The organism is Stenotrophomonas sp. HITSZ_GD, from assembly GCF_029543105.1.
Classification (GTDB): domain Bacteria; phylum Pseudomonadota; class Gammaproteobacteria; order Xanthomonadales; family Xanthomonadaceae; genus Stenotrophomonas_A.
The window spans coordinates 47,083-64,101 of the sequence record NZ_JARQXB010000008.1 but is presented as its reverse complement, the minus strand read 5'-3'; the positions used below and the strand labels follow the sequence as shown (position 1 = coordinate 64,101).

The window sequence follows — 17,019 nt, the reverse complement described above, 5'->3', positions numbered from 1 at the left end:
TTGCGCGGGCGCGGGCGGCGCGGACTCAGCCCATGCCTTCGAACGCCAGCTCCATCGCCATCACCAGCGCATCCTCGCGGCCGTTGTGCGCCGGATAGTAGCGCGGCCGGCGGCCGATCTCGTTGAAGCCTTCGGAATGGTAGAGCGCGATGGCGGGCGTGTTGGACGGCCGCACCTCCAGGAATACGCGGCGCGCGCCGCGCTCGCGCGCCACGCGCACCAGCGCGCGCAGCAGCACCCGGCCATGGCCGCGCGATTGCTGCGCCGGATCGACGCAGACATTGAGGATGTGGGCCTCGTCGGCGGCGATGCTGAGCATGCCGTAGCCCACCAGCACCCCGGCCTGCTCCATCACCCGCCCCGGGTAGCCGGCCTGCAGGCAATCGCGGAAGATGCCGCGCGTCCAGGGGAACGGATAGGCGCGGCGTTCGACCTCCATCACCGCGTCGAGGTCCTCCTCGCGCATCGGCCGCAACACGACCGGCGCCGGGGCGCTCACCGCGCTCATGAGCGGGCCCTGCCCTGGCGCCGCAGCGCGCGCAGCTGCGGCCACAGCGCGCGCTTGGCACGCGGGTTGGCGCGCAGCTCGGCCAGCGGCCAGGTGGCCATCAGCGTCTGCGTAGACGGGTCGTTCGGATTCAGGCCGCAGGCGCGCAGCAGCGCGATCTGCAGGCGATCGGGCAGGCCGCTGCGGCCACGGCGCGGCCCGCTGCTGGCCAGCTCGGGCGCGATGACCGGCGCCTGGGTGTCCGGCGCCACGGGGGCCTGCCGGCGCGGCGGGGCGGCGCGCTCGGCCGGCGCGGCGGCGGCCGGAGGCACGGCGGCTTCGATGGCGCGCGCGGGCGCTTCGACCACGGCGTCGCGGTCCAGGTACACCACATGGCCCAGCGCCTGCAGCCACGACAGCTGCTCGCTCGACCACGGCAGGCCGGCCGCCTCGCTCATGCGGTCGACTCGGGCGCCTTGCGCATGCGGCGCCACAGCCACAGGCCCGGGCCGGACAGCGCATAGACCACGCCGATGGTGAGCAGCGTGCGCGGCGGGTCGATGAACACCACCGCCAGCACGATCGCCACCACCGCCAGTTGCAGGAAGCGCACGCGGTCCGCGCGCGGCCCCTTCTCGCCGCCCTTGAAGCTCCAGAAGCGGATGCGGCTGACCATCAGCAGCGCGGCCACCAGCGTCACCGCCAGCGCGACGTAGCGCAGCTCGTCGCCGCTCCAGCCCAGCTTGCCGTCGGCGAAGGCCCACACGAAGGACATCATCAAGCCGGCCGCGGCGGGGCTGGCCAGGCCGATGAACCACCGTTTGTCCACCACGCCCACCTGGGTATTGAAGCGGGCCAGCCGCAGCGCGGCGCAGGCGGCATACAGGAACGCGGCCGCCCAGCCCACCCGGCCCAGCACGTCGCCGTCGAACTTCAGCGCCGACAGCGACCAGTGGTACATCACCAGCGCCGGGGCCATGCCGAAGCTGACCAGGTCAGCGAGCGAGTCGTACTGCACGCCGAATTCGCTGCTGGTGCCGGTCAGGCGCGCCACGCGGCCATCCAGGCCATCCATGATCGCGGCCACGAACACCGCGATGCTGGCCGGCACGAAATCGCCGTTGGCGGCGGCCACGATGGCGTAGAAGCCGGAAAACAGGCCGGCGGTGGTGAACAGGTTCGGCAGCAGGTAGATGGTGCGCGAACGCGGCGGGGGACGGGTTTCTTCCATCCCGCCAGTTTAGAGGCAGTCGGCAGCCAGGGCGAACCGGGGTGCGCGGCGGCGCGCCCGCGCCCTGCCCCGGCAGCCGTTTTGCGCCGCGCGGCTTGCCAGCCCCGCCCAGCGGTGCTGCAATCGGCCGGGGATTCACCCTGGGGAAAGACCAACATGCGCTTGAAGACCGGCCTGCTCGGCCTGTGTCTGCTCGCCGGCACCGCCGGCGCCGCCGACCTGTACAAGTGGAAGGACGCCAACGGCGTCACCCACTATTCCGAAAGCCCGCCCAGCGGCCAGAAGTTCGAGGCCCGGCGGATCGATGCACGCGGCGGGGTCGGCGTGGCGCAGGAGCAGACGCCCGCGGCCAATGAATCGCCCCAGTGCACGCAGGCCCGGCAGAACCTGAAGGCACTGAGCGACAGCCGCCCCGTCATGCAGGACACCGACGGCGACGGCAAGCCCGATACCAAGCTGGACGAAAGCCAGCGCGAGGCCCAGCGCAACCTGGCCGATGCCGGGGTCAAGGCCTATTGCCCGCCCGCCGGCGGCTGAGCGCAGCATGCGGCCGGCGGCGCCCCGCGCGCCGGCCGCCGTCCCTTTCGGCGCCGAGGAAAGGCAAAATAGGGCCTTTCCGCCCCTGCGAAGCCGCCGATGCGCCTGTCCAAGTTCCACCTCCACACCACCAAGGAAACCCCGGCCGACGCCGAGCTGGTCAGCCACCAGCTGATGCTGCGCGCGGGCATGATCCGCAAGCTGGCCGCCGGCCTGTACACCTGGTCGCCGCTGGGCCTGCGCGTGCTGCGCAAGGTCGAGGCCGTGGTGCGCGAGGAAATGAACCGCGCCGGCGCGGTGGAATTGCTGCTGCCGACCATCCAGCCGCGCGAACTGTGGGAGGAAAGCGGCCGCTGGGAGAAGTTCGGCGCGCAGCTGCTGAAGATCAAGGACCGCAAGCAGGCCGACTACTGCTACTCGCCGACCGCCGAAGAGGCCATCACCGACTACGCGCGCCAGGAGCTGAGCAGCTACAAGCAGCTGCCGGTGAACTTCTACCAGATCCAGACCAAGTTCCGCGACGAGATCCGCCCGCGCTTCGGCGTGATGCGCGCGCGCGAGTTCCTCATGAAGGATGCCTATTCGTTCCACCTTACCGACGCCGACCTGGTGCGCGAGTACGAGAACATGAAGGCGGCCTACACCCGCATCTTCACCCGCCTGGGGCTGGAGTTCCGCGCGGTGCAGGCGGACTCGGGCGCGATCGGCGGCGATGCTTCGCAGGAATTCCACGTCATCGCCGATTCGGGCGAGGACAGCCTGGCCTTCTCCACCGGCTCGGACTACGCGGCCAATGTCGAGGCGGCCGTGGCCGCCGAACCGGCGCCGCGCCCGGCCGCCAGCGAAACGTTGCGCAAGGTGGAAACGCCCACGCAGAAGACCTGCGAGGACGTGGCCGCGCTGATGGGCATCGCCCTGCAGCGCACGGTGAAGTCGGTGGCCGTGGTCGACGAGCAGGGCGGCTTCGTGCTGGCCCTGGTGCGCGGCGACCACGCGGTCAACGAGATCAAGCTGGGCAAGGTGGACGGGCTGTCCGGCTACCGCCTGGCCAACGAGGCCGAGATCGCCGAGAACCTCGGCAGCGAGCCGGGTTTCCTGGGCCCGCTCAATCCGCGCAAGCCGATCCGCGTCGTCGCCGACCGCGAGGTCGCCGCGATGGCCGACTTCGTCGTGGGCGCCAACGAGGCGGGCTTCCACCTGGCCGGCGTGAACTGGGGCCGCGACCTGGAAGAGCCGCAGACCGTGGCCGACATCCGCAACGTGGTGCCGGGCGACCGCGCCGCCGATGGCGGGGAAATCCGCATCGCGCGTGGCATCGAGGTCGGCCACGTGTTCCAGCTCGGGCGCAAGTACGCCGAGTCGCTCAAGGCCACGGTGCTGGACGAGAACGGCAAGGCCGCCATCCCGAGCATGGGCTGCTACGGCATCGGCGTGTCGCGCATCGTCGCCGCGGCGATCGAGCAGAACCACGACGCGGCCGGCATCCTCTGGCCCGCGCCGATGGCGCCGTGGCAGGCGGTGGTGTGCGTGATCAACCCCAAGAACGACGCCGGCGTGGCGGCCGCCTCTGAAGCGCTGCTGGACGAACTGCTCGCCGCCGGCATCGACGCGGCGCTGGACGACCGTGGCCTGCGCCCGGGCGCGATGTTCGCCGACATGGAGCTGATCGGCATTCCCCACCGTATCGTCGTGTCCGAACGCGGCCTGGCTGCCGGTACCTTCGAATATCGCGCGCGCCACGCCGACGCGGCGGAAAACCTCGACAAGGCGGCGCTGCTGGCGCGCCTGGCCGGCTGAAGGGCGCGGGGCGGCATGCCTCGAGAAAACGCTTTTGCTGGGAATAACACCCAGAAAATAGTGGGAAAACCCCGGCACTTTCGAGTGCCGGGTTTGTAAACGTCAATAACCTGACATTATGATCGCCGCGTGGCCAGGGACAGGCTGCCCCTTCCCACCGCATTCGGAGTCGCGATGTCGATCGATCTTACCGGCCTGTCGGCCAAACAGCTGGACGCCCTGATCAAGAACGCCAAGAAGCGGCAGAGCATCGTCGCCAAGCGCACCCCCATCACCAAGGTGCGCGCGCAATTGACCCGCGTGGCCAAGGCCGAGGGTTACAGCATCGAGGAACTGTTCGGCGGTGCGCCGGCGCCGGCGGGCCGCGGCAAGGCGGCCAAGGCCGCCAAGGCACCGTCCTCGCGCGCGGGCCGCAAGCTGGGCAAGGTGGCGCCGAAGTACCGCAATCCGGCCAACACCAAGGAAACCTGGACCGGGCGCGGCAAGCATCCGCGCTGGATGGCGGAGCTGATCGCCAAGGGCAAGAAGGTCGAAGATTTCCTGATCAAGAAGAAGTAAGTCAGGAGGTCCTCGCACGAACGCCGGCATTGCCGGCGTTCGTCGTTTCAGGGATCACAGGTTCTTGCGCGCCGGCACCAGCAGGTTGCCGAACAGCAGCCCGGCCACCAGCGCCATGACGATATTCGTCACCGCCAGGAACGCGACCTGGCCCACGTCCACGTTCTGCTGCTGCACCAGGTTGAGGAACCCCCGCAGGCTCGTGCTGCCGGGCACCAGCATGATGATGCCGGGCAGGCGGATCAGCGCGCCGGGCTTCTGGATGACGCGGCCGAACAGGTTGCCGCCCGCGGTGAGCAGCATCGCCGAGGCGAACACGCCGGCGGGGCTGCCCCATTCCTGCCCGGCGTAGCGCGCGATCACGTAGCCGGCGATCGCCGCGGCCATCACCCAGCCGTAGTCGCGCCGGTGCGCCTTGAACAGCACCGCGAACGCGTATGCCGCTGCCAGCAACGAGGCCCATTCCACCCAATGGGCTTGCGGGCGCGCGGCCCGTACCTGCGGCTCCAGGCCGAGGTACTGCGTGAGGGTCACCGCGATCACCGCGCCCACGGTGAGCTTGAGCACGGTGGTCACCGCGCCGGCCAGCCGCGCCGTGCCCGACACCCAGTGCTGGCTGGCGAGCTCGTTGACCGCGTTGGTCAGCGCCATGCCGGGCAGCAGCACCACCAGCGAGGCGATGATCACCGTGTTGAGGTTGAGCGAGCCCACCAGCGAGGCCACGACCGTGGCGACGAAGCCGGCCAGCAGCGCGGCCAGCGCGTCGCCGGCCTCCTTGGTGGCCGGCCGGCGGTCGGTGTACTGGGTGAGCAGGCCGATCAGCAGGCCGATGACGCCGGCGGTGGCGATGTCCAGCCAGGGCAGCTTCCACAGCCCGGCCACGCCGGCGGCGGCCAGCCCGAAGGCGAACACCTGCATCGACTTGCCGCGGCCGTCCACCTCGCGGTCGAGCCGGCGCAGCGCGGTGTGCCCCTGCGCGATGCTCATGCGGCCCTGGGCGACGCTGTCGGCGATGTAGTCGGCCACGCTGAGCTTGTACAGGTCGTTCTCGCCCGGCGCCAGGCGGATCACGCGGGTGATGTCGCTGGAGCCGATCGCCTTGCTGGGGTCGCTGAAACTGAGGATCACGCCGGTCGGGTTGGACCACGGCTCGCAGTCCAGGTCGAGCTGCTGGGACAACGCGATCACCGCCGCTTCCAGCCGTTGCGCGGTGGTGCCATAGCTGTGCAGGCGGCTGGCGATCTCGGAGACGAACGCCACGCGTTGCGCGTAACTGGCACGGGTGGTGGCGGGAGCAGGCGTGGCGACGGACATTCGGCGGTGTCGGAGCGGGCGGGACGCCCACCGGACGATCCGGGCGGGCCCCGCCAGTGTATGTCCAGCCGCTCGCCGGCAGTGCATCGGCGCGACGCGGTGCACGCATGCGCCGGGCGCATACGCCAAATACACTCGCCCATGTATGCTCCCGCACGGATGCGCGACCACATTCCCCCCCAGCCCCCCACCCTCGACCGGGACCAGACGGACCCGGGACGGATCCGCCTGGCCGGCAGCTGGGTGCTGGACACGGCCATCGACGCGGCCGAACTGCTGCGCGACCTGCCGGCCGAGCCGTGCCAGATCGACGCCAGCGGCATCGCCCAGCTGGACTCAGCCGGCGTGCTGCAATTGCTGCGCTTCGCCCGGCGTGCCGGGCTGGAAGACGACGCGATCACCTTCCGCGACGACCACCGCGCGCTGGTGTGCACCATCGAGGAGCTGGAGGACGACCGCCCGAAACCGCGCCGCGACTATGGCTTCGCCGCCGCGCTGGAGCGACTGGGCCGGGCGGTGCACAACACCGGGCGGGACATCGTGCAGCTCGCCAGTTTCCTGGGCGAGAACCTGGTCAAGCTCGGGCGCCTGGTGCGCGAACCGCGCCGTTTCCGCCTCACCGCCACCGTCAGCCACATGGAGCAGGTGGGCCTGGATGCGGTGCCGCTGGTGGTGCTGCTCTCCTACCTCGTCGGCGCGGTGATCGCCTTCCTCGGCTCGACGATCCTGCGCGACTTCGGCGCGGAGATCTACGTGGTCGAGCTGGTGAGCATCGCCTTCCTGCGCGAATTCGCCGTGCTGCTCACCGCCATCGTGCTGGCCGGGCGCACCGCCAGCGCGTTCACCGCGCAGATCGGCGCGATGAAATCGCGCGAGGAGATCGACGCGATCCAGACCCTGGGCCTGGACCCGATCGACCTGCTGGTGATCCCGCGCCTGCTGGCGCTGCTGCTGATGCTGCCGCTGCTGACCTTCATCGCGATGATCGCCGGCCTGGCCGGCGGTGTCACCGTGGGCGCGTTCGACCTGGGCATTCCGCCGCAGATGTACCTAGCGCGCATGCACGAGACGATGCAGGTGCGCCACTTCCTCGTCGGCATGTCCAAGGCGCCGGTATTCGCGCTGGTGATCGCGCTGATCGGCTGCCTGGAGGGCCTGAAGGTCACCGGCACCGCGCAGTCGGTCGGCGAGCGCACCACCTCCAGCGTGGTGCAGACCATTTCGCTGGTGATCATCCTCGATGCGCTGTTCGCGCTGTGGTTCATGAAGGTGGGCTGGTGATGGCGATCGAGAAGCGCCGCGAAAACGCCGACGACACGCCCGAGATCGCCATCTCGGTGCGCGGGCTGGTGAACCGCTTCGGCCAGCAGGTGGTGCACGAGAACCTCGACCTGGACGTGCGGCGCGGCGAGATCCTCGGCGTGGTCGGCGGTTCCGGCACCGGCAAGTCGGTGCTGATGCGCAGCATCCTGGGCCTGCGCCGGCCCGACGCCGGGCAGATCGAAGTGCTCGGCGCAGACCCGAACTCGGAATCGGCCCAGGACCGCGACCACATCACCCGCAACACCGGCGTGCTGTTCCAGGACGGCGCCCTGTTTTCCTCGCTGACCGTGGGCGAGAACGTGCAGGTGCCGCTGAAGGAACGCCACCGCGATTTCCCCGAGCGCTGGTTCTACGAGCTGGCGCTTTTGAAGATCAAGCTCGCCGGCCTGCCCGCCGATGCGCTGGACAAGCTGCCCTCGCAGCTGTCCGGCGGCATGCGCAAGCGCGCCGGCCTGGCGCGCGCGCTGGCGCTGGACCCGCCGCTGCTGTTCCTGGACGAGCCCACCGCCGGCCTGGACCCGATCGGCGCGGCCGCCTTCGACCGGCTCATCAAGACGCTGCAGGAAGCCCTGGGGCTGACGGTGTTCCTGATCACCCACGACCTGGACACCCTGTACGCCATCTGCGACCGCGTGGCCGTGCTGGCAGACCGCCAGGTGATCGCCAACGCGCCGCTGGCGGAGATCGAGCAGATCGACCACCCCTGGGTGCAGGAATATTTCCACGGCCCCCGCGCGCGCGCCGCGCGGGACGCCAAGACCGAATCGAGCGAGACCGCCTGAGATGGAAACCAAAGCCAACTACGTGCTGATCGGCGCCTTCACCATCGTGGCGGGCCTGGCCCTGCTGCTGTTCGGCCTGTGGGCGGCCAAGTATTCCTCCGACCGCACCTGGCAGTACTACCGGGTGGTGTTCCGCGAGGCCGTGACCGGCCTGTCCGTGGGCAGCCCGGTGCAATACAACGGCATCGCGGTGGGCTCGATCACCGAACTGACACTGGCGCCGAACGACCCGCGCCAGGTGGTGGCCCGCATCCGCCTCAATTCCACCACGCCGATCAAGGTGGATACACGCGCCAAGCTGGCCATCACCAGCCTCACCGGCCCGTCGATCATCCAGCTCAGCGGCGGCACGCCCGAATCGCCCGCGCTCACCTCGGTGGACAAGAGCGATGCGCCGATCATCCAGACCACGCCCTCGGCCCTGCAGAACATCACCGATACCGCCAACCGCATCGTCGAGCGGCTGGACCAGGTGCTGAGCGACCGCAACGTGGCCAGCATCTCGGCCACGCTGCAGAACCTGGAGAAGATCAGCAACTCGCTCAACAGCCGCGACGAAGGCGTGGGCGCGCTGCTGGTCAGTGCGCGCGATGCCGCGCGCAACCTGGACCGCACCTTGAACACCACCAACGGCGCGATCGACCACCTGGACAAGAACCTGGTGCAGCAGCTGCCGCCGATCCTGGACAAGCTGGACTCGACGCTGACCAAGCTCGATGCGGCGGCCAACAACGCCAACGGGATCCTGGGCGACAACCGCGCGGCGATCAACAGCTTCGCCAACGATGGCCTGGGCCAGCTCGGCCCCACGCTCAACGAACTGCGGGGCCTGATCCGCGACCTGCGCCGCGTCAGCGACCGCCTCGAGAACAATCCCGCGCGCTACCTGCTCGGTCGCGACGCCCCGAAGGAGTTCGAACCCAAATGAAGCCGATGCGTCCCGTCCGTGCCTGGCTGTGCCTGTCGCTGCTCGCGCTGGGCGGCTGCTCCGTTCTGTCGACCGGCTCGCGCGAGCCGGTGACGATCTTCTCGCCCGACGTGCGCGTGGCGTCCGATGCAAGCTGGCCGCAAGTGGCCTGGCAGTTGGCCATCGTCAAGCCGACGGCCTCGCGCCTGGTGGACAGCCCGCGCATCAACGTGCGCCCCACGCCCGGCGAGCTGCAGGTCTACCAGGGCGCCACCTGGGCGCAGCCGGCGACGGACATCGTCGAGGGCACGGTGCTGCGGGCATTCGAGGACAGCGGCAAGGTGCCGGGTGTCGGCCGCACCAGCGACGGCATCCGCGCCGACTACCGGCTGGTGCTCGACCTGCGCCGCTTCGAGTCCGATTACGCCGGGCAGGCGCTGCCTTCGGCGACGGTGGAGCTCAACGCCAAGCTGCTGCACAGCACCGACCAGCGCGTGGTGGGTTCACGCACCTTCCTGGTGGCACGGCCGGCCAATGCCACCGACGTGGCGTCGGTGGCGCGGGCCTTCGAGCAGGCGCTGCAGCAGACGACCGGCGAGCTGGTGGGCTGGACGCTGCAGACCGGGCAGCGCGACGCGGCGCAGCTGCCGCGCTGAACGCAGGCGCCGCGACACGCGCGGGATATCCCCTGTAGGAGTGGCTTCAGCCACGACTGCACGAATGCGGCGCCAGCGGCATGAAGCCTCCTGCCACGGCGCACCGCGCCGCGCGTGCCAGCTACCGCGGCGCGATCCGCCGAAAGGTCAGGTTGATCCGCTCGCCCACTGGCTTGGCCGTACGCGGCAGCGCGTGGTGATAGTGGCGCTGGGTATCGCCCGCCATCACCAGCAGGTCGCCGTGGCCCAGCACGATCTCGCGCTTGCGCGATGTGTCCTGCCGGTGCCGCCATACGAACCGCCTGGGCGCCCCCAGGCTCAGTGAAGCAATCACCGGCCTTGGGCCCAGCTCGGGCTCGTCGTCGCTGTGCCAGCCCATCGCATCGCGGCCGTCGCGATATCGGTTGACGAGGACGCTGTTGAACGCCTCCGCGCACGTGGCCTCCAGCCGGTCACGCAACGGCAGCAGCGATGCCGGCCAGGGATGGGGCCGGAACTCCGTACCCGAATAGCGGTAACGTGCGGCCGGATCGCCGATCCAGCTGCTCAGGCGGGGCGAATCCACTTCCCGCCCGAACAGCTTGATGCGGTGCACGTCCCAGGTGACCTCGGCCAGCAGGGCCAGCCGCAGCGCGTCGGCCTCGGGCCCGGGCAGCCAACCGGGGAACCACTGGACATCGGCGTCGGGCAGGTCGATCCGCATCCGGCCACGCTAGCACGGCCAGGCACCCGCCATACGCGCCCGTCCGGAATTTGCCCGCCTTCGCGCAAACCCTGAAAATAGGGACAGCCATCGAGCCAAACGGGAGTGGAGCAGATGTCGGAATCCGGAGTCGGCGCAGTCGCGTCCGAAGCAATCGAACGTGACGTGATGGAGTACGACGTCGTCGCCGTCGGCGCTGGCCCGTCGGGGCTGGCCTTTGCCATCCGCCTGAAGCAGCTCAACCCGGAACTGTCGGTCTGCGTCATCGAGAAGGCGAGCACCATCGGCGCGCAGATCCTCTCCGGCGCGGTGATCGAGCCCGAACCGCTCGACCGCCTGCTGCCGGGCTGGCGCGACAACCCGCCCCCGATCTGCGTGCCGGCCGGCGAGGACGAGTTCTGGTTCCTCACCAAGGACGGCGGGCGCAAGTTCCCCGTCGTGCCGCCGGGCATGCGCAACCACGGCAACTTCATCGTCAGCCTGGGCGCGATGTGCGCCTGGCTGGCGCCGCAGGCCGAAGCGCTGGGCGTGGAGATCTATCCCGGCTTCGCCGCCGCCGAGACGCTGCACGACGAGACCGGCCGGGTCGTCGGCGTGCGCATCGGCGACATGGGCGTGGCCAAGGACGGTTCGCACAAGCCCGGCTTCACCCCGGGCATCGACATCCACGCCAAGGTGACCGTGCTGGCCGAGGGCGCGCGCGGCCACCTGACCAAGCGACTGATCAAGCGCTTCGGCCTGGATGCGGACAGCGAGCCGCAGAGCTACTCCATCGGCATCAAGGAGCTGTGGCAGGTGCCGGAAGGGCGCGTGACGCCGGGCAAGATCGTGCACACGCTCGGCTGGCCGGCGGACCCGGACACTTATGGCGGCAGCTTCCTGTACCACCTGGAAAACAACCAGATCGCGCTGGGCTACGTGAGCGGGCTGGATTACCGCGACCCCGAATACAAGCCGTGGGAGGCGTTCCAGCAGTGGAAGAACCACCCCACGGTGAAGCCGCTGCTGGAAGGCGGCAACATCCTGTCGGCGGGCGCGCGCGCGATCGTGACCGGCGGCTGGCAGTCGCTGCCGAAGGTGGAAATGCCCGGCGCGTTGCTGATCGGCGACACCGCCGGCCTGCTCAACGTGCCGAAGATCAAGGGCACGCACCAGGCGATCCGCAGCGGCATGCTCGCCGCCGAGCACCTGGCCGCCTCGCAACTGGCACCGGAAGGCTTCGACGCCAAGCTGCGCGCCTCCGATGCGATGGCCGAGCTCAAGCAGGTGCGCAACATCAAGCCCGGCTTCAAGAAGGGATTGTGGTTCGGCCTGGCCAACGCTGCCTGGGAAACCCTCACCGGCGGGCATTCGCCGTGGACGCTGAAGAACAAGCCGGACTGGTGTTCGCTGGACAAGGTGGGCGAACACGAGGAGCCCAAGCGGGATTACGTGCAACGCGAGCTGGCGCCGCGCGACCGCCTGCAAGCCGTGTACTTCGCCGCCACCGAGCACGACGAGGACCAGCCGGTGCACCTGCACGTGCTGGACCCGAATATCTGCGTCACCCGCTGCGCGCAGGAGTACGACAACCCGTGCACGCGCTTCTGCCCGGCCGGCGTGTACGAGATCGTCGCCGACGCCACCACGGCCACCGGCAAGCGGCTGCAGATCAACGCGGCCAACTGCGTGCACTGCAAGACCTGCGACATCAAGGACCCGTACGAGATCATCAACTGGGTGACGCCGGAAGGCGGTTCGGGCCCGAATTACCAGAACCTGTGATGAGCCCGGCGCGTCCGCCCGGCGAGGCTCTCCGCCACGTGCTGTACCGGGCACTGCGCACCGCGTTCCGCGCGCTGCCGCTGGATGACGCCACGCGCGATCGCTGGCGCGCGCGCTTCCTCTCGCGCGGTGCGGCGTGGGCGCCGCCTCCGCCGAAGGGCAAGGCGCCTGCGGCAGGCGATGGCGCGCATCGGCCGCTGATGCGCGCCGACGAGGCTGCCATCGGCCATGTGCCCTATCGGCAGGAAGCGTTGCCGGCCACGCTGCCGGCCACGCTGGTCGCCTTCTACCTGCCGCAGTTCCATCCGATTCCCGAGAACGACCGCTGGTGGGGCAAGGGCTTCACCGAGTGGCGTAATGTCACCCGCGCGCTGCCGCAGTTCGAGGGCCATGCGCAGCCGCGGCTGCCGGCGGACCTGGGCTTCTACGATCTTCGCGATATCGGCGTGATGCGCGAACAGGCACGTCTTGCACGCGAATACGGGATCGGCGCGTTCTGCTTTTACTACTACTGGTTCGCAGGGCAGACGCTGCTGGAACAACCGCTACAGCAGTGGCTGGCCGACGATGGAATCGACCTGCCCTTCTGCCTGTGCTGGGCCAACGAGAACTGGGCCCGACGCTGGGATGGCCGCGACCACGATGTGCTGATGGCGCAACAACACAGCGCCGAAGATGACCTGGCGTTCATTGCGCACGTGGCGCCGTATCTGCGCGACCGTCGCGCGCTGCGCGTGGACGGAAGGCCGATGCTGCTGGTGTATCGCCCCAGCCTGATGCCCGACCCTGCCGCCACTGCGAAACGCTGGCGCGAATGGTGCAGCGCGAACGGGATCGGCGAAATCCATCTTGCCTATGTGCAGGGCTTCGAACGGCCGGATCCACGCGATATTGGCTTCGATGCAGCGGTCGAGTTCCCGCCGAACATGAGCAGTCCGCCTTCGGTAACCGCGGCGCAGACGTTGATCAACCCGGATTTCGCCGGCGATGTGCTCGACTGGCGCGAACTGGCACGCGAGGCGTCGCAGCGGCCGCTGCCGGCCTACCGGCTTTACCCTGGAGTGAACCCGGGCTGGGACAACGAGCCCCGTCGTTCCGGCAAGGGACGTGTGTTGCTGCATGCCTCGCCGCGGGGCTATGGCGAGTGGCTGCAACGCACGATCCATGAGCGTCTGGCGCCGGTTCCGCCGGCGCAGCGACTGGTCTTCATCAACGCCTGGAACGAGTGGGCCGAAGGCGCCGTGCTGGAGCCGGACATGCGCCTGGGATACGCGTGGCTGGAGGCGACGCGCAATGCACTGCATGCACGGGTCAGCGGCAGCTCCGCACCCTGCGTAGTGATTCATGCCTTTTATCCGGACGTCTTGAACGAGTTGCTGATGCAGCTACATTCCGCGGCGTTCTCGCACCGCTTGGTCATTACCACGACGGAAGACAAAGCCAAAGCAGTGCACGACTGCCTGCAGGCGCGCGGGATGCAGGGCGAAGTTTGCGTGTTCGAAAACCGCGGACGCGATGTACTGCCTTTCCTGCGCGTTGCGGACCGCCTGCTCAACGAAGGCGTTTCGCTCGTCCTAAAACTGCACACCAAGCGATCGCTTCATCGCCAGGACGGAGACGACTGGCGACGCGAGATGGTGGGAGCCTTGCTGGCGCCCGAGCGAGCGAGCGCGATCATGTCGGGTTTTGCAAATGACTCGAGGCTGGGCCTGGTCGCACCCGAGGGCCATATCCAACCCCTCGGGTTCTACTGGGGCGCCAACGAGCGCCGCGTACGCGCACTGGCGGCCAGAATCGGCATCGACGTCCCCGATGTCGCGCAGGCGACATTTGCCAGCGGCAGCATGTTCTGGGCACGCCTGGAGGCACTACGGCCCTTGCTGGATCTGCATCCGTACGCAAGCGAGTTCGAAGCCGAGGCAGGACAGGTCGATGGAACGCTGGCCCACGCGATCGAGCGTTTGTTCTCGTTGGGTGCGAGCGCCAGTGGCTACCGCGTCGTGAGCGCGGCAGGCGCCGTGGGCCAGCCGGAGCCAGCTGCCGGCACCTACCGTTATGCGCGGCGCGGCTGAGCAAGCCGAACCGCGCGGGCGCCTCAACGCGAAAACGCCACGCCGGTCTTCTGCTTCAGTTCGTCGTCGCCGACGCCCTCGGCCGCCTCGACCAGCTTCAGCCCCTGCGGCGTGACATCGAACACCGCCAGGTCGGTGATGATGCGGTCCACCACGCCCACGCCGGTCAGCGGCAGGTCGCACTGCGGCAGGATCTTGTGGCTGCCGTCCTTCGCGACGTGCTCCATCAGCACGACCACGCGCTTGACCCCGGCCACCAGGTCCATCGCCCCGCCCATGCCCTTGACCATCTTGCCGGGCACCATCCAGTTGGCGATGTCGCCCTTGTCGGTGACCTGCATCGCGCCGAGGATGGCCAGGTCGATATGCCCGCCGCGGATCATCGCGAAGGAATCGTGGCTGCCGAAGTAGCTCGCCCCCGGGCGCGCCGTCACGGTCTGCTTGCCGGCGTTGATCAGGTCGGCGTCGATCTCTTCCTCGGTCGGGAACGGGCCGATGCCGAGCAGGCCGTTCTCCGATTGCAGCCACACGTCCACGCCTTCGGGAATGTGGTTGGCCACCAGCGTGGGCAGGCCGATGCCGAGGTTGACGTAGGCGCCATCGCTCAGCTCGCGCGCGGCGCGCGCGGCCATTTCGTCGCGGGTCCAGGCCATCAGGGGGTCTCCTTGCGCACGGTGCGCTGCTCGATGCGCTTCTCCGGATGCGCGTTCACCACGATGCGGTCGACATAGATGCCCGGCAGGTGTACCTGGTCCGGGTCGATCTGGCCGACCTCCACCAGTTCCTCGACCTCGGCGATGCACAGCTGCCCCGCCATCGCGCAGGCTGGATTGAAGTTGCGCGCGGTCTTGCGAAACACCAGGTTGCCCGCGGCATCGGCCTTCCACGCCTTCACCAACGCGACGTCGGCGCGAAGCGCGGTCTCCATCACATATTGCTTGCCGTCGAACGCGCGCGTTTCCTTGCCCTCGGCCACGACCGTGCCGTACCCGGTGGCGGTATAGAAGGCCGGGATACCCGCACCGCCGGCCCGCAGGCGCTCGGCCAGCGTGCCCTGCGGGTTGAACTCCAGCTCCAGTTCGCCGGACAGGTACTGCCGCTCGAACTCCTTGTTCTCGCCCACGTAGGACGAAATCATCTTGCGGATCTGCCGGGTCTCCAGCAGCAAGCCCAGGCCGAAACCATCCACGCCGGCGTTGTTGGAAATGACGGTGAGGTTCTTCACGCCACTGTCACGCAGCGCGGCGATCAGCGCTTCGGGAATGCCGCACAGGCCGAACCCGCCCACCGCCAGGGTCTGGCCGTCGGCCACTACGCCGCGCAGGGCCTCCGCCGCGTCCGCGTACCGCTTGCCCTGCGTGCCCATCGTGCCGGACCTGCTCATCCACCGCGCCTCACGTGTTGATGTGGGTGCCCATTCTAGCGACTGACTCCGGCCTGTCCCGCCGCAGTGCGGCTTGCAAAGGACGAGCCAAACCCGCAGGCCTCCCGCTAAACTCTGGAGTCCCCCGCAGCGAGGTTCCCTCCCCCATGACGCTACCCGCCTTCAAGGCCTACGACATCCGTGGCCGTGTACCGGACGAACTCAACGAGGACATGGCCCGCCGGATCGGCGTGGCATTGGCGGAGCAGCTGGCGGGTGCCGGCCCGGTCGTGGTGGGCCACGACATCCGCCTGACCAGCCCGGGCCTGAGCGCGGCGGTCGCCGCCGGCCTGCGTAGCGCCGGCCGCGAGGTCATCGACATTGGCCAGTGCGGCACCGAGGAGGTCTACTTCCAGACCGACCACCGCGGCGCAGCGGGTGGCGTGATGGTCACCGCCAGCCATAACCCGATGGACTACAACGGCATGAAGCTGGTGCGCGAGAACGCCAAGCCGATCAGTTCCGATACCGGCCTGTTCGCGATCTCCGACGCGGTGGAGGCCGATACGTCCACCCCGTCGCCGGCCACGGCTGGCGTTCGCAGCGAGCCGGACAAGTCCGCCTACATCCAGCACCTGCTGAGCTACATCGACCGCGACGCGCTCAAGCCGCTCAAGCTGGTGGTCAATGCCGGCAACGGCGGCGCCGGCGCGATCGTCGACCTGCTCGCGCCGCACCTGCCGTTCGAGTTCGTGCGCGTGTTCCATGAGCCGGACGGCAATTTCCCCAACGGCATTCCCAACCCGCTGCTGCCGGAGAACCGCGCCGCCACCGCCGAAGCGGTACGCACGCATGGGGCGGACTTCGGCATTGCGTGGGACGGCGATTTCGACCGCTGCTTCTTCTTCGACGAGAACGGCCGCTTCATCGAGGGCTACTACCTGGTGGGGCTGCTGGCCCAGGCCATCCTGCGCAAGCAGCCGGGCGGCAAGATCGTCCACGATCCGCGGCTGACCTGGAACACCGTGGAAATGGTGGAGGCCGCCGGTGGTGTGCCAGTGCTGTGCAAGAGCGGCCATGCCTTCATCAAGGAGAAGATGCGCTCGGAGAATGCCGTCTACGGCGGCGAGATGAGCGCGCATCATTACTTCCGCGAGTTCGCCTATGCGGACTCGGGGATGATTCCGTGGCTGCTGATCGCCGACCTGGTCTCGCAGTCGGGCCAGTCGCTGGCCGAGCTGGTGGAGGACCGCATGGCGGCCTTCCCGTGCAGCGGCGAGATCAACTTCAAGGTGGCCGATGCCAAGGCCTCGGTGGCCCGCGTGCTGGCGCACTTCGCGCCGCTGTCGCCGACGCTGGAGCATACCGACGGCGTGAGCGCGGATTTCGGCGACTGGCGCTTCAACCTGCGCAGCTCAAATACCGAGCCACTGCTGCGGCTGAATGTGGAAGCCAGGGGTGACGCGGCGTTGATGCAGGCCCGCACCGATGAAATCTCCCGCCTCCTCGAATCCTGACTTACCGC

16 protein-coding genes and 1 pseudogene are annotated in these 17,019 nt (G+C 69.0%); 10 read left to right on the top strand and 7 right to left on the bottom strand.

The genetic code is table 11. From position 1 onward, the window contains the following. Positions 1-25: 25 nt before the first annotated feature. From rimI to pssA, 3 genes are read right to left on the bottom strand one after another with little or no spacing between them, the layout of a single operon-like run. Positions 26-508, bottom strand: a complete 483-nt coding sequence (rimI, locus tag P6166_RS09895) for a ribosomal protein S18-alanine N-acetyltransferase (RefSeq protein ID WP_277764299.1) — start codon at positions 506-508, stop codon at positions 26-28. Continuing rightward, entirely contained in the window at positions 505-945 is a 441-nt protein-coding gene (locus P6166_RS09890; RefSeq protein WP_277764298.1) for an alanine acetyltransferase, read from the bottom strand. The genes rimI and P6166_RS09890 overlap by 4 nt, the downstream gene beginning before the upstream one ends. Continuing rightward, on the bottom strand, positions 942-1,718 hold the full coding sequence (pssA, locus tag P6166_RS09885) for a CDP-diacylglycerol--serine O-phosphatidyltransferase (protein WP_277764297.1): 777 nt from the start codon (positions 1,716-1,718) through the stop codon (positions 942-944). The genes P6166_RS09890 and pssA overlap by 4 nt, the downstream gene beginning before the upstream one ends. A gap of 156 nt (positions 1,719-1,874) precedes the next feature. Here pssA and P6166_RS09880 point away from each other — a divergent pair, with 156 nt between their 5' ends. From P6166_RS09880 to P6166_RS09870, 3 genes and pseudogenes are all read left to right on the top strand, one after another. Then, entirely contained in the window at positions 1,875-2,255 is a 381-nt protein-coding gene (locus P6166_RS09880; protein ID WP_277764296.1) for a DUF4124 domain-containing protein, read from the top strand. Positions 2,256-2,354: 99 nt separating this feature from the next. Beyond that, positions 2,355-4,052: a proline--tRNA ligase gene (locus tag P6166_RS09875; protein WP_277764295.1), complete on the top strand. Its 1,698-nt coding sequence runs from the start codon at positions 2,355-2,357 to the stop codon at positions 4,050-4,052. Positions 4,053-4,226: 174 nt separating this feature from the next. Continuing rightward, positions 4,227-4,598: pseudogene (locus P6166_RS09870) on the top strand (H-NS histone family protein); the annotation flags it as partial. Between the two features lie 66 nt (positions 4,599-4,664). Here P6166_RS09870 and P6166_RS09865 read toward each other — a convergent pair. Further along, positions 4,665-5,924 carry a threonine/serine exporter family protein gene (locus tag P6166_RS09865; protein WP_277764294.1) on the bottom strand — a complete coding sequence of 420 codons (1,260 nt, stop codon included), beginning with the start codon at positions 5,922-5,924 and terminating at the stop codon, positions 4,665-4,667. A 159-nt stretch (positions 5,925-6,083) separates the two neighbouring features. On the opposite strand from P6166_RS09865, the gene P6166_RS09860 reads away from it, so the two are divergent. From P6166_RS09860 to P6166_RS09845, 4 genes are read left to right on the top strand one after another with little or no spacing between them, the layout of a single operon-like run. Next, entirely contained in the window at positions 6,084-7,205 is a 1,122-nt protein-coding gene (locus tag P6166_RS09860; RefSeq protein ID WP_277764374.1) for an MlaE family lipid ABC transporter permease subunit, read from the top strand. After that, on the top strand, positions 7,205-8,029 hold the full coding sequence (locus P6166_RS09855; protein ID WP_277764293.1) for an ABC transporter ATP-binding protein: 825 nt from the start codon (positions 7,205-7,207) through the stop codon (positions 8,027-8,029). Before P6166_RS09860 ends, P6166_RS09855 begins: the two co-directional genes overlap by 1 nt. Position 8,030: 1 nt before the next feature. Then, the gene (locus tag P6166_RS09850; protein WP_277764292.1) at positions 8,031-8,957 is read left to right on the top strand and encodes an MlaD family protein; all 927 of its coding nucleotides are present in this window, start codon (positions 8,031-8,033) and stop codon (positions 8,955-8,957) included. Beyond that, on the top strand, positions 8,954-9,592 hold the full coding sequence (locus P6166_RS09845) for an ABC-type transport auxiliary lipoprotein family protein (protein WP_277764291.1): 639 nt from the start codon (positions 8,954-8,956) through the stop codon (positions 9,590-9,592). The genes P6166_RS09850 and P6166_RS09845 overlap by 4 nt, the downstream gene beginning before the upstream one ends. Positions 9,593-9,713: 121 nt before the next feature. Here the strand turns inward: P6166_RS09845 and P6166_RS09840 are convergent, their stop codons facing one another. Then, entirely contained in the window at positions 9,714-10,295 is a 582-nt protein-coding gene (locus P6166_RS09840; RefSeq protein ID WP_277764290.1) for an alpha-ketoglutarate-dependent dioxygenase AlkB, read from the bottom strand. 114 nt (positions 10,296-10,409) lie between these two features. Here P6166_RS09840 and P6166_RS09835 point away from each other — a divergent pair, with 114 nt between their 5' ends. Beyond that, positions 10,410-12,059 carry an electron transfer flavoprotein-ubiquinone oxidoreductase gene (locus tag P6166_RS09835; protein WP_277764289.1) on the top strand — a complete coding sequence of 550 codons (1,650 nt, stop codon included), beginning with the start codon at positions 10,410-10,412 and terminating at the stop codon, positions 12,057-12,059. Continuing rightward, on the top strand, positions 12,059-14,131 hold the full coding sequence (locus tag P6166_RS09830; RefSeq protein WP_277764288.1) for a glycoside hydrolase family 99-like domain-containing protein: 2,073 nt from the start codon (positions 12,059-12,061) through the stop codon (positions 14,129-14,131). Before P6166_RS09835 ends, P6166_RS09830 begins: the two co-directional genes overlap by 1 nt. A 23-nt stretch (positions 14,132-14,154) precedes the next feature. Here P6166_RS09830 and P6166_RS09825 read toward each other — a convergent pair whose 3' ends face one another. Continuing rightward, a complete protein-coding gene (locus P6166_RS09825; RefSeq protein WP_277764287.1) occupies positions 14,155-14,784 on the bottom strand; it encodes a CoA transferase subunit B in 630 nt (209 codons plus the stop codon). Further along, positions 14,784-15,515 (bottom strand): CoA transferase subunit A, encoded by a 732-nt coding sequence (locus tag P6166_RS09820; protein ID WP_277764286.1) that lies wholly within the window; start codon positions 15,513-15,515, stop codon positions 14,784-14,786. The genes P6166_RS09825 and P6166_RS09820 overlap by 1 nt, the downstream gene beginning before the upstream one ends. Before the next feature lie 146 nt (positions 15,516-15,661). Here P6166_RS09820 and P6166_RS09815 point away from each other — a divergent pair, with 146 nt between their 5' ends. Further along, positions 15,662-17,011: a phosphomannomutase gene (locus P6166_RS09815; protein WP_277764285.1), complete on the top strand. Its 1,350-nt coding sequence runs from the start codon at positions 15,662-15,664 to the stop codon at positions 17,009-17,011. The last annotated feature ends 8 nt before the right edge of the window (positions 17,012-17,019 follow it).

Bases quoted from the DNA above. Each gene is read 5' to 3' on its own strand.
- rimI (WP_277764299.1), bottom strand. From the start codon at position 508: ATGAGCGCGGTGAGCGCCCCGGCGCCGGTCGTGTTGCGGCCGATGCGC.
- P6166_RS09890 (WP_277764298.1), bottom strand. From the start codon at position 945: ATGAGCGAGGCGGCCGGCCTGCCGTGGTCGAGCGAGCAGCTGTCGTGG.
- pssA (WP_277764297.1), bottom strand. From the start codon at position 1,718: ATGGAAGAAACCCGTCCCCCGCCGCGTTCGCGCACCATCTACCTGCTG.
- P6166_RS09880 (WP_277764296.1), top strand. From the start codon at position 1,875: ATGCGCTTGAAGACCGGCCTGCTCGGCCTGTGTCTGCTCGCCGGCACC.
- P6166_RS09875 (WP_277764295.1), top strand. From the start codon at position 2,355: ATGCGCCTGTCCAAGTTCCACCTCCACACCACCAAGGAAACCCCGGCC.
- P6166_RS09865 (WP_277764294.1), bottom strand. From the start codon at position 5,924: ATGTCCGTCGCCACGCCTGCTCCCGCCACCACCCGTGCCAGTTACGCG.
- P6166_RS09860 (WP_277764374.1), top strand. From the start codon at position 6,084: ATGCGCGACCACATTCCCCCCCAGCCCCCCACCCTCGACCGGGACCAG.
- P6166_RS09855 (WP_277764293.1), top strand. From the start codon at position 7,205: ATGGCGATCGAGAAGCGCCGCGAAAACGCCGACGACACGCCCGAGATC.
- P6166_RS09850 (WP_277764292.1), top strand. From the start codon at position 8,031: ATGGAAACCAAAGCCAACTACGTGCTGATCGGCGCCTTCACCATCGTG.
- P6166_RS09845 (WP_277764291.1), top strand. From the start codon at position 8,954: ATGAAGCCGATGCGTCCCGTCCGTGCCTGGCTGTGCCTGTCGCTGCTC.
- P6166_RS09840 (WP_277764290.1), bottom strand. From the start codon at position 10,295: ATGCGGATCGACCTGCCCGACGCCGATGTCCAGTGGTTCCCCGGTTGG.
- P6166_RS09835 (WP_277764289.1), top strand. From the start codon at position 10,410: ATGTCGGAATCCGGAGTCGGCGCAGTCGCGTCCGAAGCAATCGAACGT.
- P6166_RS09830 (WP_277764288.1), top strand. From the start codon at position 12,059: ATGAGCCCGGCGCGTCCGCCCGGCGAGGCTCTCCGCCACGTGCTGTAC.
- P6166_RS09825 (WP_277764287.1), bottom strand. From the start codon at position 14,784: ATGGCCTGGACCCGCGACGAAATGGCCGCGCGCGCCGCGCGCGAGCTG.
- P6166_RS09820 (WP_277764286.1), bottom strand. From the start codon at position 15,515: ATGAGCAGGTCCGGCACGATGGGCACGCAGGGCAAGCGGTACGCGGAC.
- P6166_RS09815 (WP_277764285.1), top strand. From the start codon at position 15,662: ATGACGCTACCCGCCTTCAAGGCCTACGACATCCGTGGCCGTGTACCG.